Source organism: Demequina subtropica (genome assembly GCF_000971235.1).
In the GTDB taxonomy this organism is placed as follows: domain Bacteria; phylum Actinomycetota; class Actinomycetes; order Actinomycetales; family Demequinaceae; genus Demequina; species Demequina subtropica.
Window position 1 is genome coordinate 1 of the sequence record NZ_BBMB01000007.1, and the last position, 23478, is coordinate 23478.

At 71.2% G+C, this 23478-nt stretch carries 21 protein-coding genes; 10 read left to right on the forward strand and 11 right to left on the reverse strand.

From position 1 onward, the window contains the following. Positions 1 to 85: 85 nt before the first annotated feature. Complete coding sequence (locus AOM06_RS07055) at positions 86 to 523, forward strand: hypothetical protein (RefSeq protein ID WP_156163612.1); 438 nt, start codon at positions 86 to 88, stop codon at positions 521 to 523. A gap of 70 nt (positions 524 to 593) precedes the next feature. Beyond that, complete coding sequence (locus AOM06_RS14735) at positions 594 to 1196, forward strand: hypothetical protein (RefSeq protein WP_156163613.1); 603 nt, start codon at positions 594 to 596, stop codon at positions 1194 to 1196. Between the two features lie 50 nt (positions 1197 to 1246). On the opposite strand, the gene AOM06_RS07060 is transcribed toward AOM06_RS14735, so the two are convergent. The 8 genes from AOM06_RS07060 to AOM06_RS07095 form a co-directional block, all read right to left on the reverse strand. After that, positions 1247 to 2146, reverse strand: coding sequence for a sugar phosphate isomerase/epimerase family protein (locus tag AOM06_RS07060; RefSeq protein ID WP_062304051.1), 900 nt, complete (start codon positions 2144 to 2146; stop codon positions 1247 to 1249). A 217-nt stretch (positions 2147 to 2363) separates the two neighbouring features. Then, a complete protein-coding gene (locus tag AOM06_RS07065) occupies positions 2364 to 3614 on the reverse strand; it encodes an LCP family protein (RefSeq protein ID WP_062304052.1) in 1251 nt (416 codons plus the stop codon). A gap of 118 nt (positions 3615 to 3732) precedes the next feature. Next, complete coding sequence (locus AOM06_RS07070; RefSeq protein ID WP_082105386.1) at positions 3733 to 4593, reverse strand: HNH endonuclease family protein; 861 nt, start codon at positions 4591 to 4593, stop codon at positions 3733 to 3735. A 93-nt stretch (positions 4594 to 4686) separates the two neighbouring features. Further along, on the reverse strand, positions 4687 to 4923 hold the full coding sequence (locus tag AOM06_RS07075) for a hypothetical protein (protein WP_062304054.1): 237 nt from the start codon (positions 4921 to 4923) through the stop codon (positions 4687 to 4689). Further along, entirely contained in the window at positions 4920 to 6146 is a 1227-nt protein-coding gene (locus AOM06_RS07080; protein ID WP_082105387.1) for an inorganic phosphate transporter, read from the reverse strand. Before AOM06_RS07080 ends, AOM06_RS07075 begins: the two co-directional genes overlap by 4 nt. A gap of 123 nt (positions 6147 to 6269) precedes the next feature. Beyond that, on the reverse strand, positions 6270 to 6656 hold the full coding sequence (locus AOM06_RS07085) for a YchJ family protein (RefSeq protein ID WP_062304055.1): 387 nt from the start codon (positions 6654 to 6656) through the stop codon (positions 6270 to 6272). Further along, entirely contained in the window at positions 6656 to 7753 is a 1098-nt protein-coding gene (locus AOM06_RS07090; protein WP_369401401.1) for a threonine aldolase family protein, read from the reverse strand. Before AOM06_RS07090 ends, AOM06_RS07085 begins: the two co-directional genes overlap by 1 nt. Positions 7754 to 7794: 41 nt before the next feature. Next, positions 7795 to 8424, reverse strand: a complete 630-nt coding sequence (locus tag AOM06_RS07095; RefSeq protein ID WP_062304056.1) for a YgjV family protein — start codon at positions 8422 to 8424, stop codon at positions 7795 to 7797. A gap of 50 nt (positions 8425 to 8474) precedes the next feature. On the opposite strand from AOM06_RS07095, the gene AOM06_RS07100 reads away from it, so the two are divergent. Next, a complete protein-coding gene (locus tag AOM06_RS07100) occupies positions 8475 to 8849 on the forward strand; it encodes an RNA-binding S4 domain-containing protein (protein ID WP_062304057.1) in 375 nt (124 codons plus the stop codon). A 271-nt stretch (positions 8850 to 9120) separates the two neighbouring features. Continuing rightward, entirely contained in the window at positions 9121 to 9624 is a 504-nt protein-coding gene (locus tag AOM06_RS07105) for a low molecular weight protein-tyrosine-phosphatase (protein ID WP_062304058.1), read from the forward strand. Between the two features lie 51 nt (positions 9625 to 9675). Here AOM06_RS07105 and AOM06_RS07110 read toward each other — a convergent pair whose 3' ends face one another. Continuing rightward, positions 9676 to 12129 carry a glycogen/starch/alpha-glucan phosphorylase gene (locus AOM06_RS07110; protein WP_062304059.1) on the reverse strand — a complete coding sequence of 818 codons (2454 nt, stop codon included), beginning with the start codon at positions 12127 to 12129 and terminating at the stop codon, positions 9676 to 9678. A 153-nt stretch (positions 12130 to 12282) separates the two neighbouring features. Here AOM06_RS07110 and rfbA point away from each other — a divergent pair, with 153 nt between their 5' ends. Both rfbA and rfbB read left to right on the forward strand, forming a co-directional pair. Further along, entirely contained in the window at positions 12283 to 13173 is an 891-nt protein-coding gene (gene rfbA, locus AOM06_RS07115) for a glucose-1-phosphate thymidylyltransferase RfbA (protein ID WP_062304060.1), read from the forward strand. Further along, a complete protein-coding gene (rfbB, locus tag AOM06_RS07120; protein ID WP_062304061.1) occupies positions 13170 to 14162 on the forward strand; it encodes a dTDP-glucose 4,6-dehydratase in 993 nt (330 codons plus the stop codon). The genes rfbA and rfbB overlap by 4 nt, the downstream gene beginning before the upstream one ends. Before the next feature lie 254 nt (positions 14163 to 14416). Here rfbB and AOM06_RS07125 read toward each other — a convergent pair whose 3' ends face one another. Then, positions 14417 to 15598 (reverse strand): glycosyltransferase, encoded by a 1182-nt coding sequence (locus AOM06_RS07125; RefSeq protein ID WP_062304062.1) that lies wholly within the window; start codon positions 15596 to 15598, stop codon positions 14417 to 14419. A gap of 31 nt (positions 15599 to 15629) precedes the next feature. On the opposite strand from AOM06_RS07125, the gene AOM06_RS07130 reads away from it, so the two are divergent. Both AOM06_RS07130 and AOM06_RS07135 read left to right on the forward strand, forming a co-directional pair. Continuing rightward, positions 15630 to 16514 (forward strand): NAD-dependent epimerase/dehydratase family protein, encoded by an 885-nt coding sequence (locus AOM06_RS07130; protein ID WP_169747735.1) that lies wholly within the window; start codon positions 15630 to 15632, stop codon positions 16512 to 16514. Further along, positions 16493 to 17440, forward strand: a complete 948-nt coding sequence (locus tag AOM06_RS07135) for a lysylphosphatidylglycerol synthase transmembrane domain-containing protein (protein WP_062304064.1) — start codon at positions 16493 to 16495, stop codon at positions 17438 to 17440. The genes AOM06_RS07130 and AOM06_RS07135 overlap by 22 nt, the downstream gene beginning before the upstream one ends. Here AOM06_RS07135 and AOM06_RS07140 read toward each other — a convergent pair. Continuing rightward, on the reverse strand, positions 17373 to 18392 hold the full coding sequence (locus tag AOM06_RS07140) for a glycosyltransferase family 2 protein (RefSeq protein WP_082105389.1): 1020 nt from the start codon (positions 18390 to 18392) through the stop codon (positions 17373 to 17375). The genes AOM06_RS07135 and AOM06_RS07140 overlap by 68 nt on opposite strands. 158 nt (positions 18393 to 18550) lie before the next feature. On the opposite strand from AOM06_RS07140, the gene AOM06_RS07145 reads away from it, so the two are divergent. Then, a complete protein-coding gene (locus AOM06_RS07145) occupies positions 18551 to 20596 on the forward strand; it encodes a bifunctional metallophosphatase/5'-nucleotidase (protein ID WP_062304065.1) in 2046 nt (681 codons plus the stop codon). Positions 20597 to 20789: 193 nt separating this feature from the next. Next, complete coding sequence (locus AOM06_RS07150) at positions 20790 to 23384, forward strand: bifunctional metallophosphatase/5'-nucleotidase (protein WP_062304066.1); 2595 nt, start codon at positions 20790 to 20792, stop codon at positions 23382 to 23384. Positions 23385 to 23478 lie beyond the last annotated feature (94 nt).

The following is a 23478-nucleotide window of genomic DNA, read 5'->3' on the forward strand; positions in this document are numbered from 1 at the left end:
CCGGGGTCGCGCGCGTGGGAACGGCTGCGGGTTGGGGATCCAACGCGATGTCCGCTGGTTCTTGGTGGGCGTCGAGGAGGTAGGCGTGAAGACGGCGATGCTCGCGGGCAAGGACGTGGTGCTTCGCGTAGGTTGGCGAACCCGCCTCGCGCAACTTTACCTGGGCCGTGACCCGGTCGTGCCCTTGAGCCAGGTCGAGTGGGTTGCGTCGGTTGGTCGCCTTCACCGCATCGACGCGACAGCGTTCGTCGAGTTCAGCGTGATGGGCTCGCTGAGCGTTGCGCAGACCTGGTCGTACTCCGATGTCCGTGCGAAGTCCTCGCACGGAAGGGGGCGAGCCTATGTACGGGTGCGGTTCCGCAAGCCTGTGTACGTCGTCAAGGTGCGCTCCGGCGGAAAGTGGGCCTTGCTTCTGTTCTCTGCCCGTAACGGTGACGAGCTCATGGCCGCGATACTCGCCGCGAACCCGCGGGTACGTAGGCGACAAGCGCGAGAGCTCATCAATCCACGCCTTCACCCGTGACGTGCGCCTCGGGACTCGCGGGCGTGTAGTCGCGGAGTCGACCCCGTCGGCCGGGATCAACCCCGATGCCGTGACCGAGTTCAACCGGACCTACTCCTACGACATGGCCGGGCGCCTGATCGAGGTCACCGACCGGACCGCGACGCTCGGCGAGGTGCTCAACACGGATGCGTCCGCCGGTGATGTCACGCCGTGTGTCACCCGCTCGTACGCGTTCGATGTGCGCGGCAACCGCCTGTCCCGCACCACAGGCGTGTCCGACGCTGATGGGGTGTGCGTGACGGCGGGCGCCGGTGCCAGCGAGAGCTGGACCTATGACAGTGCCGACCGCGTCCAGACCGGCGCCAACGCTACCGGCGCCTACGTGTACGACCCGCTGGGCGGGGCTGCCCCAGGGGTGGGCGATGACGATAAGCCTGGGCAGATCGAAGTTGCCTCACCCGCACATTTGCCTCGCGGTTCTCGCGTCCCACGCCGAAGTTGCGTCGAGTGTGGCCCGGTTGCGTCGGGTTCCCCGCTCTGTTCTGCGGACGTCGAGCTCTCGAGGGCCCGTCGTCGCAGCTCGGCTCGGGCCACCGTCCCGTGGGAAATCGCACCGCCCGCCGTGGGAAACGGACATCCGACCCTGGGTGTCACCCCAGGTACCACGATTGTCCGAACCAGCCACCATTGAAGAAGGCCCCCGGGGTGATCCCCGGGGGCCTTTCTCGTCGCCGGGCGGTGTCAGAACCGGAGCGACCTCAGGTAGGCGAGGCCCTCGACGGACGGTCCCCACGGGTCGTACGCCGGGTCGTCCACCGGGTCACGCTCCACCACGTAGAACGCGATGTCCGGGCCGGCCGCTTCGAAGATCGCTGGGAAGTCGATGATGCCCTCGCCCACCGTGGTGATCTCGCCGTCCTCGGACATGTCCTTGACGTGGAGCAGCGCGATCCTGTCGCGGTGCGCGGCGACGAGCGCGGTCGGGTCCTCGCCCGCGGCGGCCGCCCAGTAGAGGTCGAGCTCGAAGGCCACGTTCTCGGGAGAGGTGTGCTCCAGCAGGACGTCGAAGGCGCTCTGGCCGTCGTACACGGACGTGAACTCGTAGTCGTGCAGGTGGACCAGGTAGCGGATCCCTTCTGCGGCGGCCATCTCACCCAGGTGGTCGATCCTCTCCGCGAACGCCACCCACTCCGCACGCGAGGTGAACGTGCGCGGGTTCTCGCCGGCGCCGACGTATCCCGCGCCGAGCGTCGCCGCGGTGTCGAGCTTGCCCGCCCACTGCTCGTCGGTGGTGGCCATGGTCACCGAGGTGTGGAGCGAGCTCGCCTGGAGGCCGTTGGCGTTGAGCAGCGCGCGGTACTCGCGTGCGTCGAGGCCCTGGAAACCCGTGTAGTCGACGGGCTCGACGAAGCGGTAGCCCGCCTCCGCGAGCGAGGCGAGCACCTCCTCCTGGCGGGCCTGCGCGGCCTGGTCCTCCCCGAACCCGATCTCATAGAAGAAGTTGAAGAGCTGGACGCTGATCCTCGAGTCGGGGATGGACGATGCGCCGGTGGCGGAGGTGTCCGGCTCGGCGGGGGTGGTGGGCGCGCACGCGGTGATCAATGCCGCCATCACGAGGGCGAGGGCTCCGCGCAGCGACATGCCTCTCCTCCCGGACCGGGCCGTGGATCGGCCTCCGTCACCCTAGGGCACGGGCAGGGACCCGACACGAATCGCACCCATGGAGGCCGTGCGCTCGCCCGGGGCGACACGATCCGCACCCGTTCTTTGGTGGTGCAAGACCGCGCCGGGAACGGGTGCGGATCGTGTCGTGTCCGGGCACGCGGTCCGGACAACGGGTGCAGATCGTGTCGCCCGGCTACCCCGCCGGGATCTCGCAGGCGTCGAGGATCTCCTTCTCCGTCTCGCGCAGCGGGCCCGCGGTGGCGGTGGGCGTCGGCTCCGCGGAGGAGTCCGGGGTCGCCGCGTCCGAGGGCGACGGCGTGGCCGAGGGCTCCGGCGACTGCGTGACGTTCTCCTCGGCCGTGGTGATGGGCCGGTCCGCGATGATCGCCTGCCAGGTCTCGGTCGCCGCGGGCTCGGTCGCCACCACGTCGCTCGTGCCGTCGCCCGGGTAGTGCCACGGCACCGTGTAGAAGTGCAGGTTCTTCGTGTCGAAGCCGCGCAGGCTGTACGCCAGCCCGACGAGGTTCTTCAGCGAGCCGAGCTCGGTGTCCATCGACAGCGACTCCGCGCCCGCGCGGATGAACTGCGTGAGCGCGGGCGCGTTGGTCAGGTAGTTGAGCCCGAGAACCTTGCGCGCGGTGTTGGTGAGCAGCTCCTGCTGGCGCTCGATGCGCGCGAGGTCGGTGCCGGTGCCGCCCAGCCCGATCCCCTTGCGGGCGCGCGCGAACGCGAGAGCCTGCTTGCCGTCGAGCACCTGCGCGCCGGCCTGCAGCTCGAGGTGGGCGTCCTTGGAGTACATGTACTGCGTGATGCACATGGGCACGCCGTCGATCGCGTCGACCATGCCCTTGAACCCCTCGAAGTCCACCATCATGAAGTGCCCGCCGAACTCGACCCCCGTGGTCTCGGTGACGGTGGTCATCACGCACGCGGCGGCCTCGCCGAGGTCGCCGTTGCGGCCGCCGATCATCAGCGCGGCGTTGAACTTGCCGGTCTGGGCGTAGGACGTCGAGCCGTCGTAGAAGCGGCAGGACGGGATCGCGGTGCGCAGGTCGCGCGGGATGGACACGACGTCGATTCGCTCGCGGTCCTTGCTGATGTGCAGCACCAGGGTGGTGTCGCCGCGCATGCCCTCGACGTCCCCGTCGCCCGAGTCCGGATCCGTGCGTTCGTCGGAGCCGATGAGCAGGATGTTGAGCGCCTCACCGCTCGCGAAGTCCGTGGGCTCGGCGTCCTCGGCCGTGCCGTCGTCCGCGACCACGGTGCTCACGGGGTCGTGGCCCAGCAGCGAGGAGATGTCGTGCGTGTCGAAGGCCCGCTGCACCAGGACGGCGTTGGTGCCCACGTACGTGAGCGCGAACCCGGTCACGCCCGCGACGGTGCCCCAGAGCCCGCGCAGCAGGCGCCGCCGCATCGGCCGGACCGAGTGCCGTGCCCGCGTCACGCGCGAAGCTCCATGGATGCGCCCCCTTGGCTGCGACCGCGGGGGCCGCCTCGGCGACTCTATCCCGCGATCTGTCAGGACCGACGCATTTCGCCCAGGCGCCGGAGGCGCAGCCCGATCAGCCGTACGACTCGCAGCCCCAGCCGTCGCCGTCGGCATCGAGCCGGTGGTAGTCCGGCGGGTAGACACGGACCTTCTTGCGGATGTCGCTGCAGTCGAGGTCGGGGCCCGGCTGGTTCCACGGCTGCGATGCGGCCGACGAGGACGTGCTCGACGACGATGAGGTCGAGGCGAGCGTCACCTTCGCGCGCGCGGGCTTGATGACCGAGAGGTTGCTCCCGCACCAGCGCGTGAGCTGCGTGCTCAGCGCCGTCTTCTCGTTCGCGTCGACCGCGAGGTCCCAGCGCCACTTCACCGCGATCCACTGCTTCACGTACGTGCAGCGGTACGCCTTGTTCGCGGGCAGCCACTGGCCGGGCTCGCGCGCGCCCTTGGCGCGGTTCGACGCGGCGGACACCGCGATGAGCGAGCCGAAGTAGCCGAGGTCGTTGGCGTAGCGCGTGAGCGTCGCGGTGTTCCACCGCTTGGCGCCCGAGCCCCACGCCTCCGCGAGCGGCACCATGTGGTCGACGTCGAACGTGGACGGGTTGGTGGTGACCTTGCCGTCGTAGCGGGAGACCCAGCGACCGCCCGAGAGCTTGCACGTGGAGGACACGCGGGGAGTCTTGGCCGCCTCGGCGATGAGCACCTCGTAGCGCGCGTTGCACACGTCCTTGTCGGCCGTGTCGATCCAGTGGCGGAACTTCGCGCGGTCGTAGCCCGCGTTCGTCTCGGCCTTGACGTCGAGCTGGCGCAGCAGCGTGCGCGCGCTCACCTTGGTCGAGGCCGCCTCCGCGGTCGCGCCGCCGTCATGGGCGGGGCCGATGACGGCGCCCACCGTGAGGGCGCCGAGGAGCATGAGCGTGGCAAAGCGTCGCATGCCGCACCCATCGACCGCCGCAACCCCTCGGTGAGGACGATGCGGGTTCAGGTCCCGATCGGCGCAGTGCCCGCCGGCTCAGCGCCTCTCGGCTCAGTGCCCGCCGGCGGCGATGTACGCCACGGCGCCGAGCACGGTCAGCGCCGCGATGCCGAAGCAGATCCCGCTGAGGATCTTGCGGCCCGTGGGGATGTGGCCGTCAGCGTCGCGCGCGCCCGGGCCCTCGGCGATGCGGACGCCCAGCGCGAACAGCGCGGGCAGCCCGGCCCCGACGATCAGGCCCCACAGGAGGATGTTGCCCAGCGCGTCCCACTCGACGTAGGTGCTCATCGCTTGCCTCCCAGCTTGCGGCGCTTGCCCTTCTTGGACACGCGCATCAGCTTCATGTCGTGGTCGACCACCGACTCGGCGAGGATCGACTCGTTGTCCTGCTTGGGCTTCCAGTCCTCGTTCACGTTGTGGTGGCCCACGGCGTCCTTCCGCGAGGCGAACCAGATGGCCGCCGAGGCGATGATGAGCGCGGCGAAGACCACGAACGAACCGGCGCCGCCGCCCACGAGCGCGCCCAGTCCGTACGCGAGGGCGCCGACGGTGCCTGCGGCGGGGACCGTGATGAGCCATGCGAGGAACATGCGGCCCGCGACGGACCAGCGGACGGACGCGCCCTTCATGCCCACGCCCGAGCCGAGGATCGAGCCGGTCGCGACGTGCGTGGTGGAGAGCGAGTAGCCGAAGTGGCTCGACAGCAGGATCACCGCGGCGGACGAGGTCTCCGCGGCCATGCCCTGGCGGGACTCGAGCTCGACGAGCCCCTTGCCGAGCGTGCGGATGACGCGCCAGCCGCCCAAGTAGGTGCCGAGCGCCATCGCGAGGGCGCAGGACAGGATCACCCAGAACGGGACGCCGGAGTCCTCGGGGACGGCGCCCGCGGCGATGAGCGCCAGCAGGATGATGCCCATCGACTTCTGCGCGTCGTTGGTGCCGTGCGCGAGCGAGACGAGCGAGGCGGAGCCGATCTGGCCCCAGCGGAACAGGCGGTCGTTGTCCTCCTGCTTCACGTCGTTCGTGAACCGCGTGACCAGGCGCGTGCCGACCGACGCCACGAGGATGGCGACCACCGGCGCGATGAGCGCGGGGAGCAAGACCTTCGAGATCAGGCCATCCCACAGGACGCCCTGCGTGCCGGCCGCCGCGAGCACGGCGCCGACGACGCCTCCGATGAGCGCATGGGACGAGCTCGACGGCAGGCCGAGCAACCATGTGAGCAGGTTCCAGAGGATGCCGCCCGTGAGGCCCGCGAGGACGACGCCGAGCGTGACCACGTTCGAGTCGACGATGCCCTTCGCGATGGTGGCGGCGACCGTGAGCGACAGGAACGCGCCGACCAGGTTGAGGAGCGCCGAGAGCAGGACTGCCTGCTTGGGCTTGAGGGCGCGTGTCGCGATGGACGTCGCCATCGCGTTGCCGGTGTCGTGGAAGCCGTTCGTGAAGTCGAATGCGAGGGCCGTCGCGACGACGACGGCGAGGAGAAGTGGCTCGGTCACGGCATCCATTGTGGGGGGTCTCCGAGGGTGCTTCGGGTGCAGAAGGTCATGCAGTCCTCTGGACCCTACTCCGGGTCTGGCGCAAGGTGCCGTTAACCTGATGTTTACCTGGGAGGATGGTGATCCTAGGAATCAGTCGAGATCTCCGTCGACGTACAGCCAGCGGCCGTCCGCGCGCACGAATCGGCTGGTCTCCCGGTGCCGACCCAGCGAGATCGCGCCCGTGGCGTGGTGCGCCACGAAGGTCACGGTGCCCGCATCGTCCCCTTCGAGGCCCTTGGTGGTGCCCAGGATCTCGAGGCCGCGCCACTCGGCCTCATCGAGCCCTTCCGCCACGTCGAGCGGTCGGGTGCTCGGGTGCCACGTGCTGGCGAGGTAGGCGGCGTCGCGGCGGACGAACGCGGTGTAGCGCGAGCGCATGAGCGCCTCCGCGGTGGGGGCGTCGGCCTCGCCGCGCAGGTAGGGACGGCAGCACTCGGCGAACGATGCGCCCGAGCCGCACGGACAGGCCGCGGCCACTAGCGCGCCCCCGTCGGTACGGCCTCGACCGCCTGCTGGACGGCCGCCGCGAAGCCGTCGACGTCCTGCGCGGTGGTGTCCCACGCGCACATCCAGCGGGCCTCGACGCTGTCGGGCGCGGTGCCGGGCTGCCAGTCGTAGAACCGGAACGCGGCGCGCACGGCATCGGCCGCCGCGCGGGGCAGCTCGACGAACACCGCGTTCGACTGGGTCTCCTGCGTGAAGCGCAGGGCCCCCGCGTCCGCGAGGGGCGCCAGCGCCGCGCGGAGCCGCGTCGCCATGGCGTTGGCGTGCGCGGCGTTGCGGTGCCACAGCGGGTCGCCGGAGACGTCGGTGGACGTCAGCAGCGCCGTCAGCTGGGCCGAGACGTACCGCATCTTGGAGCCGAGCTGCATGGTGGACTTCCGCAGGTAGGGGAGATCGTGCGCGAGCGAGCCGCGCAGGTCCTCCGCCAGGATCACCACGGCCTCGCCGAGCATCGCGCCGTTCTTGGTGCCGCCGAAGGACAGGACGTCCGCGCCCTTGACGGCCTCGGCGAGGCTGACGCCGAGCGCCGCGGCCGCGTTGGCCAGGCGTGCGCCGTCCATGTGGACGCGCATGCCGAGCTCGTGAGCGGCGTACGTGAGCTCGGCCATCTGCTCGAGCGAGTAGACGGTGCCGAGCTCCGTCGACTGCGTCACCGACAGGACCACCGGCTGAGCGCGGTGAGGGTCGCCCAGGTCGTCCGCGTACCGGCCCAGCTGGTCGGGCGTGAGGCGGCCGTCCACGGAGGGCAGCGGCAGGATCTTGAGCCCGCCGACGCGCTCGGGCGCACCGTTCTCGTCGACGTTGATGTGGGCGTGCTCCGAGGCGACCACGCCGCCCCAGCGCGGGCTCAGCGCCATGAGGGACACGATGTTGGCCCCGGTGCCGTTGAACACGGGGAAGCCGAGCGCGTGATCGCCGAAGGTGGAGGCGATGGCGGCGTCGAACGCCGCGGTGGCGAGGTCGGCGCCGTACGCGACGTCGTGACCCTCGTTGGCGGCGGCGATCGCCGCCATGACCTCGGGGTGGACGGCGGCGTAGTTGTCGGACGCGAAATGGACGATGCGGTTCACCTCAGAAGTGTGTCACGCGCCGATGCCCGCGCCGCGACGGCCTACAGCTCCCGCACCCAGCGCGTGCCCTGCGTGCTGAAGCCGACATTGCGCAGGTACTCGCGGTCCAGCTCGGGACGGGTCTCGATCTCGACGCGTCGGAAGCCGGCCGCGGTGAGCGCGCCCGAGTCGCGGTAGACGAACTCGCCCGGCGTGAAGTCGCGGAAGCGCGGCTTGACCCAGTCGAGCTCGACCAGGCCCACGCCGGCGCCCTCGTCGTGGAGCGCGACCACGCCCACCGCCTCGTCGCCGCGGGTCACCAGGAAGGTGGTGCGGCGACCGGCCGTCGCCAGGGTCTTCGCGACGAAGTCCGGGCGGTGCTTCGCGATGTCCGCCGCGTGCACGCGCAGCACATGCTGGAGGAACGGATCGTCGGGGGCGAGGGGGAGCACCTGGTAGACACCGGGATCGTGGCGCTCGCGCTGGAGGCGGATGATCCAGTAGGTGTTGATGATCGCGATCGCGCCGTTCATCGCGACGAACGGCCAGATCTGGAAGACCGCGTTGTACCCGGTCGCCAGGATGGAACCCGCGAGGTTCATCCAGCGGAAGCGCAGCACGCGCGACTGCGTGAGCGACCACACGACCAGGATCGAGCCGATCCAGCCGATGACCTCGAAGACGGAGTCCATGGCCCCAGCGTAGGCGCGTCCAGGTACGATGCGCCGGGTAACCTCGACGGATGGCCGAGTCGGTGCGGGTGGACGCGTGGGTGTGGGCGGTGCGCCTGTACAAGACGCGCTCGCAGGCGACCGCGGCGTGCCGCGCGGGCCACGTGCGCATCGACGGTGAGCGCGCGAAGCCCGCCCAGAAGGTGGGCGTCGGCAGCACTGTCGAGGTGCGCGGGCAGGAGCGCGTGCGGATCGTCGAGGTGCGTCAGCTCCTGGTCAAGCGCGTGGGCGCGCCCGTGGCCCAGGCGGCCTACCTCGACCACAGCCCGCCGCCCCCGCCCAAGGAGCTGGCCTCGCCGTTCGGGCAGCGCGATCGGGGAGCGGGCCGGCCGACCAAGAAGGAGCGCCGCGACCTCGACCGCCTGCGGGGCCGCGCGCCGCGCTGACCCTCCGCGGTCCTCGCGCCTTTCCTGCACGAGGGGCGGCTCGGTGGTGGGGTGTGTGCCGGGGTCCTCGCGCCTTTCCTGCGCGAAGGGCGGCTCGGTGGTGGGGTGTGTGCCGGGGTCCTCGCGCCTTTCCTGCGCGAAGGGCGGAGGCTGGGGCGCGCCGCGCGCTCGCCCTTCGTGCAGGAAAGGTGCCAGCGCGCGGACGCGAGGGTGCCGGTGCCGCGCGACACGCCGCGCGGGCCGCGCGCGCCCGCCCTGCGATGATGACGGCATGACCTCCCCCTTCCGGATCATGACCGTCTGCACCGGCAACATCTGCCGCTCGCCCATGGCCGAGGTGGTGCTCAAGGCGCGGCTCGCGGAGGCGGGGCTCGGCGACGCCGTCGAGGTTACGTCCACCGGCGTGAGCGACGAGGAGCGCGGCCGTCCCATCGACCGTCGCGCCGCCGCGGTCCTGCGTGAGGCCGGCTTCACCGTCCCGCGCCGCGCCGCGCGCAAGGTGACCGCGGCGGACCTCGGCAGCGTCGATCTCGCGCTCGCGATGACCGAGGGCCACGCGCGCCGCCTACGCGTGCTTACCGACCGTCCCGTGGTGCGCCTCTACCGTGAGTTCGACCCCGACGCCCCCGCGCTGGTCGAGGGCCGCGAGCAGGAGCTCGACATCGACGATCCCTGGTACGGCGGCATGGAGGACTTCCGCACCACGCTCGCGCAGGTCGAGGCGGGTGCCGAGGGCATCGTCGCCGCGGTGCGCGCGGCGCTCGCGGTCAGGTAGCGCGCACGGCGGGCCCCGGAGGACCCGCCGCGCGACGGACGATGCGGGGGCTCAGCCGGCCTGGTGGACCGGCTTGGCGCCCCAGATGCGGTCCAGGTAGTCCTGGATCGAGCGGTCCGAGCTGAAGAAGCCCGAGCGGGCCACGTTGAGGACCGCGGAGCGGCTCCAGGCCTCGTGGTCCGCGTACGCCTCCTCGACCCGGTCCTGGGCGTCCATGTACGAGCGGAAGTCCGCCAGCGCCATGAAGCGGTCGCGCTCCGTGAGGCTCGAGAAGATCGAGGCCACCGCGCCGCCGCGCTCGCCGCCCGTGAACGCGCCCGAGGCGATGAGGTCGAGCGCCGCCTTGAGCTGCGGGTCCGACTCGTAGTACTTGCCCGGGTCGTAGCCCGACGCCTGCAGGTCCGCCGCCTCGGGCTCCGTCATCCCGAACAGGAAGAAGTTGTCGTCGCCCACGAGCTCTCGGATCTCGACGTTCGCGCCGTCGTCCGTGCCGATGGTGAGTGCGCCGTTGAGCGCGAACTTCATGTTGCCGGTGCCCGACGCCTCCTTGCCGGCGAGCGAGATCTGCTCCGACAGGTCCGCCGCGGGGATGAGCGTCTCCGCGAGGCCCACGTTGTAGTTCGCGGGGAAGGCGACCTTGAGGCGGCCCTGAAGGGACGCATCGTTGTTGATGGTGGCGCCCACCGCGTTGATGAGCTCGATGGTCTCCTTGGCGCGCACGTAGCCCGGCGCGGCCTTCGCCCCGAACATGAAGGTGCGCGGCGTCACCGACTCGAGCGGGAGACGTCCCGACGTGATGCCCTCGTACAGCGACACGATGTGCAGCAGCTTGAGCGACTGGCGCTTGTACTCGTGGAGGCGCTTGACCATCGCGTCGAGCATCGCGTCTCCCGCGATCTCGATGCCGTCGCGCTCCTTGAGCACCGCGGCCAGGCGCGTCTTGTTGGCGCCCTTGATCTCGCGGAAGCGGCGCCGGAACTCGGCGTCCTCCGCGAGCGGCTCGAGGCCGCGCAGCTGCTCGAGGTCCGTGATCCAGCCGTCGCCGATCGCCTCCGTGATGAGCCCCGACAGCCCCGGGTTCGCGAGCCGCACGAAGCGCCGGGGCGTCACGCCGTTGGTGACGTTCGTGAACTTGTCCGGCCACAGCTCCGCGAAGTCGTTGAGCACCTTGTCGCGCAGCAGCTCCGAGTGCAGCGCCGCGACGCCGTTGACCTTGAAGCCCGCCACGGTTGCGAGGTGCGCCATGCGCACCGAGCGCTCGGGCTGCTCGGCGATGATCGACATGCGGCGCACGCGCAGCTCGTCGCCGGGGTAGGCGGTGCGCAGCTCCTCGAGGAACTCCTCGTTGATGCGGTAGATGATCTCGAGGTGGCGCGGCAGCAGGCGTCCGAGCAGGTCCACCGACCACACCTCGAGCGCCTCCGGCAGCAGCGTGTGGCACGTGTACGCGAACACCTTCTGCGTCACGGCCCAGGCCTCGTCCCACGCCCAGCCGCGCTCGTCGACCAGGATGCGCATGAGCTCCGGCACCGCGATGACCGGGTGGGTGTCGTTGAGCTGCCACGTGATGCGGTTCGGGAGGTTGTGCAGGTCGTAGTCGTCCGGCAGCACGGTCTCGAGGAAGTCGCGCAGCGACGCCGCGACGAAGAAGTACTGCTGCTGGAGGCGCAGCTCCTTGCCCTGCGGCGTGGAGTCCTCGGGGTAGAGCACCTTCGAGATGTTCTCCGCGAAGGTGCGCGCGCGGACGGCCTCCGCGTAGTCGCCGGCGTTGAAGATCTGCAGGTCGAACTCGTGCTGCGCCTTCGCGCTCCACAGCCGCAGCGTGTTGACGCGCCCGTTGCGGTAGCCGGGGACCATGTAGTTGTACGGCACGGCGGTGACGTGCCAGTCGGGCACCCACACGCGCGCGTCGGGTGAGCCGCCCTCGACCTCCTCGGTGCGGCCGCCGAACGCGACGTCCACCGCGTTCTCGGGGTGCGGGATCTCCCACGGCGAGCCGAGCCGCAGCCAGTGGTCCGGCTTCTCCACCTGCTTGCCGTCCACGAAGGTCTGACGGAAGATCCCGTACTCGTAGCGGATGCCGTAGCCGACCGACGGCACGTTCAGCGTCGCGAGCGAGTCGATGAAGCACGCCGCGAGGCGGCCCAGGCCGCCGTTGCCGAGCCCCGGCTCGATCTCGACGCTGCGCAGCTCGTCGATGTCGACGCCCAGCAGGCGCAGCGCCTCCGCCGCGATGTCCTCGAGGTCCGTCGCGAGCAGCGCGTTCTCGAGCTGCGGGCCCAGGAGGAACTCCGCCGACAGGTACGCGACGGTCTTGGCCTGGTCGTGGTACTGGTTCCGCAGCGCCTCGAGCCAGCGCGTCGACAGGTAGTGCCTGACGGTACGGGCGAGCGCCAGGTACTTGTCGTTCGCCGAGGCGCGGTCCAGATCCACGCCCTGGCCGTAGTTGATCTCATGCAGGAAGTGCCAGGTGAACGCCTCGACGGAGTGGTCGGGCGCGGCCATGGGCGGAGGGAATGCGTTCACATTGGCCAATGTATGCGCTTGCGGTCCTGGTCGTCCTGGTCGTCGCACACTTTTAACATTCCGTGCGGACGATGCGAGGGCGGGCCGGGCGCCGCTGGCGCCGCATCGTCCCCGCACGGCAGACTGGCGCCCATGCGCGGCATCATCCTCGCGGGCGGCTCAGGGACGCGCCTGCACCCCATCACCCAGGGCGTCTCGAAGCAGCTGCTTCCGGTGTACGACAAGCCGCTCGTCTACTACCCCCTGTCGACGCTCCTGCTCGCCGGGATCGACGAGGTGCTGGTCATCAGCACGCCGCACGACCTCCCGCAGTTCGAGCGCCTGCTGGGCGACGGCTCCCGCTTCGGGATCCGGCTCGAGTACGCGGTGCAGCCCGAGCCGAAGGGCCTCGCGCAGGCGTTCACCATCGGCGCGGAGTTCATCGGGGACCAGAAGGTCGCGCTCGTGCTGGGCGACAACGTGTTCTACGGTCCCGGCCTGGGCCTGCACCTCCAGAGGTTCGCCGACGTCGACGGCGGCGCGGTGTTCGCCTACCACGTGGCCGATCCGCGCGCCTACGGCGTGGTCGAGTTCGACGCGGAGGGCCGCGCCCTGTCGATCGAGGAGAAGCCCGAGCACCCGCGGTCCGAGTACGCGGTGCCCGGGCTCTACTTCTACGACAACGACGTGGTCGAGATCGCGCGCTCGATCGAGCCCTCTCCCCGCGGGGAGTACGAGATCACGTCGATCAACCAGCACTACCTGGAGCGCGGCCGGCTCCACGTCGAGGTGCTGCCGCGCGGCACCGCGTGGCTCGACACCGGCACGTTCGACTCGCTGCTCGAGGCGAGCCAGTTCGTCCAGGCGGTCGAGCGCCGCCAGGGGCTCAAGATCGGCGCGCCCGAGGAGATCGCGTGGCGCCGCGGCCTCCTCTCCGACGACGAGCTGCGCTCGCGGGCCGAGGCGCTCGTGAAGTCGGGCTATGGGCAGTACCTGCTGTCGCTGCTCGAGCGGGAGCGCGCGACCCTGGGGACCGTGCGATGAGGCTCCTGGTCACGGGAGGCGCGGGCTTCATCGGCGCGAACTTCGTGCGCCTCACGCTCGCGACGCGGCCCGACGTGAGCGTCACGGTGCTGGACCTGCTCACCTACGCCGGCAACGCATCGTCCCTGCCGGACGATGCGCGCGTCACCCTGGTCAAGGGGGACATCGCCGACCCGGAGATGGTCGACGCGCTGGTGCGCGAGGCCGATGCGGTGGTGCACTTCGCCGCCGAGTCGCACAACGACAACTCGCTCGACGAGCCGTGGCCGTTCGTGCACACCAACCTGGTGGGCACGTTCCAGCTGCTCGAGGCCGCGCGCCGTCATGGCGTGCGCTTCCACCACGTCAGCACCGACGAGGTCTACGGGGACCTGCCGCTGGGCACGCCCGATCGGTTCACGCCGGAGACGCCGTACAACCCGTCCTCGCCGTACTCGTCGACCAAGGCGGGCTCGGACCTCATGGTGCGTGCGTGGGTGCGGTCCTTCGGGCTCGAGGCGACCATCTCGAACTGCTCGAACAACTACGGGCCCTTCCAGCACGTGGAGAAGTTCATCCCGCGTCAGATCACCAACCTCATCGACGGGGTGCGACCCAAGCTCTACGGGGCCGGGCTGAACGTGCGCGACTGGATCCACGTCGACGACCACAACCGTGCCGTGTGGACCATCCTCGAGAAGGGCGCGATCGGGGAGACCTACCTCATCGGCGCGGACGGCGAGGCGTCGAACAAGGACGTGATCGCCGCGGTGCTCGAGCTCATGGGGCACGCGCCCGACGACTTCGAGCACGTGCCCGACCGCCCGGGGCACGACCTCCGCTACGCGATCGACGCGACGCGCCTGCGCGAGGAGCTCGGCTGGGAGCCCCAGTACGGGGACTTCCGCGCCGGGCTCGCGGCGACCATCGCCTGGTACCGCGAGCACGAGCCCTGGTGGCGGCCCCAGAAGCTCGAGACCGAGCTCAGGTACCAGCGCCTCGGCCGGTAGCGCCGCGGCCGCGGACAGCACCGCCGGCCGTCGTCGGTCCGGCCCCGCGCCGCCCCGCGGAAATGGTAGGTAGTGGTCGGTTTCCGCGGATCGCGGCGCCGCAGTGGTACGCCATTGTCGCGGCGTGGGAGACCCTTCACGGCGGCGACAACCACGCACCACTGTGAGGCGAGGATTGCCCGAAGCCGACAACCATCTACCACTTCCCGAAGCGGGAGGGGGAGGGGGAGGGGGAGAGGGAGAGGGCGGGAGGCTCAGCCGATGACGGACCGGAACAGCGCGCGGTACCTCTCGCCCACGGCCTCGACCGAGTACTCCCGGGAGCGGGCTCGCGCCGCCGCGCCCAGTCCCGCGCGCAGCTCCTGGTCCTCGGCGAGCACCTCGAGGCTGCGGGCGAGCGCGTCCGCGTCGCCCTCGGGGACCAGGACGCCGGAGCGGCTGGCCTCGATCGCCTCGTTGAGCCCGGGCAGGTCCGAGGCGACGATCGCGCAGCCCGCGCCCATCGCCTCGAGCATCGCCACGGGCAGGCCGTCCTGATCGCCCGAGGCCGCGCGGCGGGACGGGAACACCGCGATGCCCGCGCGCGACAGCGCCGCGTCGAGGTCGGCGCGCCCCAGCTGGCCCAGGAACGTCACGGGCAGCCCCGCGGCGAGCTCCTCGAGGCGCGATCGCTCGGGACCGTCGCCCACGATGGTGACGTCGAGCCGCGCATGAGTGCGCCGCATCGCCTCGAGCAGGACGTCGAAGCCCTTCTTCTCCACCAGGCGGCCCACCGCGAGCACGTGCACGGGATGCTTGCGCGTCGCGGGCTTGGTGACCTGACGGTCGTCGTGCGCGATGGACCCGAAGCGCGCGCCCATGGGGATCACGTGGGTGGTGGCGGCGTCCGCGCCCAGCTCGATCACGCGCGCCCGCATGTCCTCGTTCATCACGGTGACGGCGGCGGCATCGCGCACCACGAGCGACTTCTGCGCGCGGGCCGGGCCGGAGTTGAGCGCGTACAGGTCGCCGCCGAGCGTGGTGACGACAGTCGGCACCGCCCGCGCGACCCGGCGCGCGACGATCCCCTGCGGGATGATCCAGTGCGCGTGGATCGCATCGGGCCGGAAGTCGCGGATCTCGCGTCGCATCGCCGTCGCGAGACCGCCCAGCAGGAAGGGCACCTGCGCGAGGCGCGAGCGCTTCGCGCGGACGTTCTCGAGGATCGCGCCGTCGGCCAGGTCCTCCCATCGCGCGGGGAAGTAGCGGTACCGGACCACCTCGACCGTGTCGCTCAGCCACTCGCACTCCGGGGCCCCCGGAACCGCGGGAGCGAGCACCTTCACCTCGAACTCGCGCCCCAGCTCGCGCGACAGGTCCGCGACGAACGCGGGCGTCCCGTCCCCCTCCCGCGCGGGCAGCGTGGAGGTCAGGACGAGCACGCGCGGGAGCGCCATAGGATGAACTCCGATGTGGAGAGGCGGGTGGGTGAGCACAGTGTATGACGTGGCCGTCGTCGGCTCCGGCGGCTTCCTGGGCTCCGCGATCACCGCACACCTCGGCGCCCGCGGCGCCTCCGTCACGGGCTTCACCAGGGACGACCCGATCCTCGCGGACGATGCGCTGGCGCCCCGCGCGGCCGACGTCCCGGTGATCGTGTGGGCGGCTGGGGGCATCACCCCGACCGTCGCCGCGGACGATCCGGACGCGGTCGCCGCCGAGCTCGAGGCCTTCCGCGCCTTCGCCCGCGCGGCCGCCGCGCGCCCCGTCCCCCCGCGCATCGTCCTGATGTCCTCGGGCGGAGCGATCTACGGCCGCCCGGCGCTGCCCCCGTACGGGGAGGCCGATGCGCCGCACCCGCCGAACGCGTACGGCGCCTACAAGCTCGCGCAGGAGGCTGTCCTCGCCGAGGCGGGCCTCGACGCGACCGCCATCCGCGTGGCGAACGCCTACGGCCCGGGTCAGCGCGGCGCCCACGGCCAGGGGGTGCTCGCGATCTGGATGCGCGAGGTCCGCGAGGGCCGCGCGATCACCTTGCACGGCGACGGCTCGGTCGCGCGCGACTACGTGCATGCGGACGACGTCGCCGACCTGGTCGCGCGCGTGATCGCGCACCCCGCGCCGCCGGCGGTGGTCAACTGCGGCTCCGGGAGCCCGACCTCGCTCGCGGAGCTCCTCGAGCTGCTCCGCGCGGCCGTGGGCGACGCCCTCCGCGTCGAGCAGCTGCCGCACCGCGGCGTGGACCCCGACTCGACCTGGCTCGACGCGACGCTCGCGCGCGAGGCGCTCGGCTGGGAGCCGCGCATGGCCCTCGCGGACGGCATCGCCGACATGTGGGCCAGGACGGCCGCATGGCACGGGACATCCGCATGAAGGCGGCGCTGCGCTGGGGCTTCCTCGCAGTCGCCGTCGCGCTGCTCGCGTGGGCGGTGATCACCGGCTGGGACGAGGTCTCGGTCGCGCTGCGCGACCTCACGTGGGGCGCGATCGCGGGCGCGCTGCTCGCGTGCGTGGTCGCGCTGGGCATCAACGCGATGTCCTGGCGCGCGGTGATGCGCTCGATCGGGCTCACGGCGACGGTGCCCGAGGCGATGCGCGTCTTCCTGCTGTCCCAGGTGGGCAAGTACGTGCCCGGATCGGTCTGGCCGGTGCTCGCTCAGGCGGAGTTCGCGCGCGATCACGGCGTCAGCAGGCCGCGCGCGATGACCGGGTCGATCGTCGCGATGGTCGTCGGGGTGGTGACGTCCGCGGTGGTCGGCGCGGTCGGGCTGCTGGTCGCGGTGCCGGACGCGCTCGCGACCTACTGGTGGGTGCTCGTGGTCGCGGCGGCGCTCGCGGCGATGCTGGTGCCGTCCGTCCTCGCGCGCGTGGTCGCGCTCGCGTTCCGCGTGACGCGCCGCACCGAGGAGCCCGCCCGCATCGGCGGCCGTGCGCTCCTCGTCTCCGCCGCGTGGTCCGCGCTCATGTGGGTGGTGCTCGGCGTCCATGCGTGGCTGCTGCTGCGCGAGCTCGCGCCCGGCGCGGGGCTCGCGGTCGCGACCGGCGCCTTCGCGTTCGCGTGGCTCGTGGGCTTCCTCGTGGTGATCGCGCCCGCCGGGGCAGGCGCGCGGGAGGTGGCGCTCGCGCTCGCGCTGGGTCCCGTGGCGACCCCCGCGCAGGCCCTGAGCCTCGCGCTCGTGAGCCGCTTCGTCATGACGGCGGCCGATGCGATCGGCCTGGGGATCGGGATCGCTATCGGTGCGCGGGGTCGCGCAGCGGCTCCTCGGGAGCCGCGGCCGGAGCAGGCTCCTCCCGCATGACCGCGGGCCGGCGTGCCGGCCCGTACTGCTGCTCCTTGAGGCGCTCCAGCTGGTCCTCCGCGAGGATGCGGTTGGTCTTCTGCAGGTCCGAGAGCACCCCGAGCGCGACGCAGATGATCGCGGCGGACAGCAGCGCGAGGCCGAGCATGAGCGACTGGATGTGGTTGCCGTCGTCCCCGAGAAGGCGCAGCACCGCGAACCGCGCGTACGGGAACACGCCGGCGAGCCCGAACAGCGTCGCGAGCGACGCGAAGATGCCCCACGGCTTGAACATGATGTACGAGCGCAGGATCGCCTGGCCCGACTTGAGCATGTGCTCGAACATGTTCTTGAACAGGCGCGACTCGCGCGTCTTGGGGTTGGTCTCGACCGGGATCGACGTGATCGCGAGGCGCTTGTTGCCCGCCTGGATGATCGTCTCCATGCAGTAGCTGAACTGCGTGACGATGTTGAGGCGGTACAGCGAGAACCGCGAGTACGCGCGGAAGCCTGAGGCGGCGTCGGGCAGGCGCGTGCCGGCCGCCTGGTTGACCACCCACGAGCCGAACCGCTGCATCGTCTTCTTGAAGGGCGAGAAGTGCGCGATGGTCTGCGTCTGGCGGTCGCCGATGACGATCTCGGCCTCGCCCGCGAGGATCGGCGCGACCAGGTCGGGGATGCGCTCCTGCGGGTACTGGTTGTCGCCGTCCGTGTTGACCACGATGTCCGCGCCGCCGCGCAGCGCGTGGTCCACGCCGTCGCGGAAGGAGCGCGCGAGGCCCATGGTGCGTGCATGGCGGATCACTGTCGCGCCGTACGAACGCGCGACCTCCGCGGTCCGGTCCGTCGAGCCGTCGTCGATGACCAGCACCTCGAGCTCGTCGACGCCGGGGATCGAGGTCGGGATCGTCTCCATCACGAGGGGCAGCGTGGCCTCCTCGTTGAGGCAAGGAATCTGGATGACCACCTTCACAGGGCCAGGGTAGTGCGCGCGTGCGCCGGAGATGTCCGCTGTGTGTCGCCGCCGTGAGCGTCGGGTGAAAAGTCCCTTTCACCCATGTCGCCGCGTGGCGCGAGGCCCTAGTGTCAGGAAGGTCCTGTATGGGATGACACGAAAGGATATGAACCAGAATGTCACGACACGTCCCCACGAAGACGAAGGCCCTGGGGGCCGCCGGCGTCGCCGGCCTCCTCGCCGTCGCTCTCGCCGTCCCCGCCACCGCAGCCGAGGAGGGCCAGACCGAGATCCAGATCCTGGGCATCAACGACTTCCACGGGCGCATCCTGCCCGACTCCTTCGGGGAGTCCGCGGGTGCCGCCTCCATGGCGACCGCCGTCGCCGAGCTCGAGTCGCTCTACCCGAACACCGTGTTCGCGGCGGCGGGCGACCTCATCGGCGCCTCGACCTTCGAGAGCTTCATCGCGAAGGACAAGCCGACCATCGACGTCCTCAACGCGATGGACCTCGACGTGTCCGCGGTGGGCAACCACGAGTTCGACCAGGGCTACGAGGACCTGGTGGACCGCGTCATGGCCCCTTACGACGCGGTGACCAACCCCTACGGCGGCGCGTCGTGGGAGTACCTGGGCGCGAACGTGCGGTTCGTCGACACGGGGGACCCGGCGCTGCCGGAGACGTGGATCCAGACCTTCGGGGACATCGAGGTCGGCTTCATCGGCGCGGTGACGGAGGAGACCCCGTCGCTCGTGTCGCCCGACGGCATCGAGGGCCTCGAGTTCGAGGACGAGGCCGTGGCCGCGAACCGCAGCGCCGCGGTCCTCGAGGGTGAGGGAGCCGACGTGGTGATCCTCCTGGTGCACGAGGGCGCGCCCACCACGGAGTACGCCGACGCGGTGGACACGTCGAACAACTTCGGTCAGATGCTGGCCGACCTGGACCCGAGCATCGACGCTGTCGTCTCGGGCCACACCCACATGGCCTACGACCACGACGTCCCGGTGGCGGAGTGGGCCGGCAACGCCGTCACCGAGCGCCCTGTCGTCTCGGCGGGCCAGTACGGCATGTACCTCAACCAGCTGATCTTCACGGTGGACGATGCGACGGGCGAGATCGTGTCGATCGACAGCGACCTGATCGACCTGTGGGAGACGGGCGCCTCCGCGCCCGTGTACCCGGAGGACCCGGACGTCGCGGAGATCACGGCGCTCGCGGCCGCCGAGGCGGATGTGCTCGGCGCGGTCGAGCTCGGCGACCTGGACGGGCCGCTGTACCGGGCCCGCATCGAGGGCGGCTCGTCCGGCTCCTCGCGCGGCGCCGAGTCCACGCTCGGCAACGCGGTCGCGGAGGTCCAGCAGTGGGCCACCGAGGGCCTGGGCGTCGAGGTGGCGTTCATGAACCCGGGCGGGCTGCGTGCCGACATGCTCGGCGCGGCGGCGGGCACGGGCGACTACCCGAGCCCCGTCACGTACAAGCAGGCCGCGAGCGTCCAGCCGTTCGCCAACACGCTGGTCGCGATGACCCTGACGGGCGAGCAGATCGCCGCCGTCCTGGAGGAGCAGTGGCAGCCCGAGGGCTCGTCGCGTCCGTTCCTGCGCCTGGGCACGTCGGACGGGTTCGCGTACACCTACGACCCGACGGCGGCGGCCGGCGAGCGCATCCTCGAGATCACGCTCGACGGCGAGACCATCGCGGCCGATGACGAGGTCCGCGTGGTGGTGAACTCGTTCCTCGCGGCCGGTGGCGACAACTTCGGCACCTTCGCGGAGGGCGCCGACCGCGCCGACTCGGGGCGCATCGACCTCAACGCGATGGTCGACTACCTCGCGGACGCCGGCTCGATCGGTCCCGACTACGCGCAGCACTCGGTGGGCATCACGGGCACCGACGGCCTGACGGCCGGGTCCGAGGCCACGCTCGAGCTCTCGTCGCTCGCCTTCACGGGCGCGGGCGAGCCGGTGGACCAGACGGTCACCGTGACGCTCGGCAAGTGCGTGATCGGGGTGTTCGAGGTCGACGGCTCGCTGCCGACCGACCTGTACGACGAGCAGGGCACCGCCACCGTCACGTTCACGGTGCCCAAGCGCCTCAAGGGCGAGCAGACGCTCACCATCACGGGCGACACGACGGGCACCGAGGTGTCGATGACCGTGGACGTCGCCAAGAAGGCGAAGTCCAACAACGGCAAGGGCCACGGCAAGCCGAAGGGCAAGCACTAGGCCATGAGCTGAACCGATCAGGGCGACGGGGTCCGGCCGCGAGGCCGGGCCCCGTCGCCGTGTGTCGACCGTGTGACGCGGCGGTAAGGACTGGGTGAATAACAGGCGCTTCGCCTTCTCGGTGGCACTGAGCGCCGATACCGTGCGACTGCGCCGGGTGACCCCGCGCGCCCACGTTCGTCAAGGAGACAGCATGAACCGACCCGCGCCGCATGCGCTGACCCTGGGGGCCGCCGGCGCGGCGGGCCTCCTGGCGGTCGCGCTCGCCGTACCCGCCCAGGCCGCCGTGACCATCGAGGAGGCCGTGTCCGTCCAGATCCTGGGGATCAACGACTTCCACGGCCGCATCCTGGTCGACACCTACAACGGCTCCGCGGGCGCGGCGTCGCTCGCGACCGCGGTCGCGGACCTCGAGTCGGAGTACCCGAACTCGGTCTTCGCGGCGGCGGGCGACCTCATCGGCGCCTCGACGTTCGAGAGCTTCATCGCGCAGGACAAGCCGACCATCGACGCGCTCAACGCGATGGGGCTCGACGTCTCGGCGGTGGGCAACCACGAGTTCGACCAGGGCTACGAGGACCTGGTGGACCGCGTCATGGCCCCCTACGACGCCGTGACCAACCCGTACGGCGGCGCGACCTGGGAGTACCTGGGCGCGAACGTCCGCTACGTCGACACGGGCGACCCGGCGCTGCCGGAGACCTGGATCCAGGAGTTCGACGGCGTCGAGGTCGGGTTCATCGGCGCGGTGACGGAGGAGACCCCGTCGCTCGTGTCGCCCGCCGGCATCGAGGGCCTCGAGTTCGAGGACGAGGCGCTCGCGGCGAACCGCAGCGCCGAGGTGCTCGAGGAGGAGGGGGCGGACGTCATCGTGCTCCTGGTGCACGAGGGCGCCCCGACCACGGCCTACGCGGACGCGGTCGACACCTCGAACAACTTCGGCCGGATGCTGGCCGACCTGGACCCGAGCATCGACGCGGTCATCTCGGGCCACACCCACATGGCCTACGACCACAAGGTCCCCGTGCCGGAGTGGATCGACGAGGGTCGCGCCGTCACCGAGCGCCCGGTCGTCTCGGCCGGCCAGTACGGCATGAACCTCAACCGCCTGATCTTCACCGTCGGCGCGGACAGCGGCTCGATCGCCGAGGTCGAGACCAGCATCGTCGACCTGGTCGAGTCCGGCGCCTCCTCTCCGGTGTGGGCGGCCGACCCGGACGTCGCGGCGATCGTGTCCGCGGCGCAGTCGAACGCCGAGGTGCTGGGCGCCGAGGTGCTCGGCGAGATGGACGCGCCGCTGTACCGCGCGAAGACCGAGTCCGGCTCGTCCGGCTCGAGCCGTGGCGGCGAGTCGACGCTCGGCAACGCGGTGGCCGAGGTCCAGCGCTGGGCGACCGAGGGCCTGGGCGCGCAGATCGCGTTCATGAACCCGGGCGGCCTGCGCGCCGACATGATCGGCGCGGACGGCGACGGCACCGGTGAGATCACCTACAAGGCCGCGGCGAGCGTGCAGCCCTTCGCCAACACCCTGGTGACGATGACCCTCACGGGTGAGCAGATCGCCGCGGTGCTCGAGGAGCAGTGGCAGCCGTCGGGCTCGTCGCGTCCGTTCCTGCGCCTGGGCGTCTCGGAGGGCTTCGAGTACACCTACGACGCGACCGCCGCGGAGGGCGAGCGCATCCTCCAGATGTGGCTGGACGGCGGCCTCATCGACCCGTCCGACACCTTCACGGTCACGATGAACTCGTTCCTCGCGGCCGGCGGCGACAACTTCACCACGTTCGCCGAGGGCACCGACGTCGCCGACTCGGGGCGCATCGACCTCGCCGCGATGGTCGACTACCTGGCGGACAACGGCTCGCTGGGCACGGACTACGCCCAGCACGCGATCGGTCTGCAGGGCCTCGACTCGTTCGATGTCACCGCGGGCGACGCGCTCGCGTTCGACCTCACGTCGCTCATGATGACCGGCGCGGGCGACCTCACCGACGCCAACGTGATGGTGTCGATCGGGGGCGAGGACCTGGGCACGTTCCCGGTGACCAACACGCTGCCGACCGACATCCTCGACGAGCACGGCACCGCCGAGGTCGACGTGACGCTCCCCGAGGACCTCACGGACGGCGTCCACGAGCTCCTCATCGAGGGTGACGTGACCGGCACGTCGTTCGCGGTCGCGCTCGACGTGACGGCGCTCGAGGCGGAGCCCGAGCCCACCACGGAGCCCGAGCCCACCACGGAGCCGGAGCCCACCACCGAGCCCGAGGACGGCGTCACGAGCGTCTCGCTCGAGGGCGTCACGCTCACCGTCTCGGACGGCGACATCACCACGTTCACCACGATGGAGGAGTCGGCGCTCGGCGTCCAGGACGCCGATCACGACTTCCCGGCCGGCCTGTTCGCCTTCCGCATCGGGAGCCTCGAGCCGGGCGCCACGGTGAGCGTCGAGATCGCGCTCGACGATCTCTACGACACCGAGGGCTGGACGCTCCGCAAGCTCATCGGCGGCGCGTTCATCGACGGCCCGGACGCGACGTTCGGCACGTCGGGCGGCGTCACCACGATCACGTTCGCGATCACCGACGGCGGGATGTTCGACGCCGACGGCGAGGCGAACGGCACGATCGTCGACCCGGTGGGCCCGGCCGTCGCGGCCGCGGCCTCCACGGGCGGGCTGGCGGAGACGGGTGCGGACGGCGTCGGGAGCCGCCTCGCGATCACCGCGATGCTCATGCTCGCCGGCGCGGCGCTCGTGCTCGCAAGCCGCCGCCGCAGCGCGCTAGGCTGACGCTGGACGCGACGGGGCCGGGCCGCATGGCCCGGCCCCGTTCGCGCGTCCGGGCGCGGGCCGTCCGCCGCGCCCGGGACACGCGGGTGCGACG

Coding starts and splice junctions, on each gene's coding strand:
- AOM06_RS07105 (WP_062304058.1), top strand. CDS start 9,121: ATGACCTCCCCCTTCCGGATCATGACCGTCTGCACCGGCAACATCTGC.
- AOM06_RS07095 (WP_062304056.1), bottom strand. CDS start 8,424: ATGGACTCCGTCTTCGAGGTCATCGGCTGGATCGGCTCGATCCTGGTC.
- AOM06_RS07150 (WP_062304066.1), top strand. CDS start 20,790: ATGAACCGACCCGCGCCGCATGCGCTGACCCTGGGGGCCGCCGGCGCG.
- AOM06_RS07080 (WP_082105387.1), bottom strand. CDS start 6,146: ATGGATGCCGTGACCGAGCCACTTCTCCTCGCCGTCGTCGTCGCGACG.
- AOM06_RS07110 (WP_062304059.1), bottom strand. CDS start 12,129: ATGGCCGCGCCCGACCACTCCGTCGAGGCGTTCACCTGGCACTTCCTG.
- rfbB (WP_062304061.1), top strand. CDS start 13,170: ATGAGGCTCCTGGTCACGGGAGGCGCGGGCTTCATCGGCGCGAACTTC.
- AOM06_RS07100 (WP_062304057.1), top strand. CDS start 8,475: ATGGCCGAGTCGGTGCGGGTGGACGCGTGGGTGTGGGCGGTGCGCCTG.
- AOM06_RS07135 (WP_062304064.1), top strand. CDS start 16,493: ATGGCACGGGACATCCGCATGAAGGCGGCGCTGCGCTGGGGCTTCCTC.
- AOM06_RS07145 (WP_062304065.1), top strand. CDS start 18,551: ATGTCACGACACGTCCCCACGAAGACGAAGGCCCTGGGGGCCGCCGGC.
- AOM06_RS07125 (WP_062304062.1), bottom strand. CDS start 15,598: ATGGCGCTCCCGCGCGTGCTCGTCCTGACCTCCACGCTGCCCGCGCGG.
- AOM06_RS07075 (WP_062304054.1), bottom strand. CDS start 4,923: ATGAGCACCTACGTCGAGTGGGACGCGCTGGGCAACATCCTCCTGTGG.
- rfbA (WP_062304060.1), top strand. CDS start 12,283: ATGCGCGGCATCATCCTCGCGGGCGGCTCAGGGACGCGCCTGCACCCC.
- AOM06_RS07070 (WP_082105386.1), bottom strand. CDS start 4,593: ATGCGACGCTTTGCCACGCTCATGCTCCTCGGCGCCCTCACGGTGGGC.
- AOM06_RS07060 (WP_062304051.1), bottom strand. CDS start 2,146: ATGTCGCTGCGCGGAGCCCTCGCCCTCGTGATGGCGGCATTGATCACC.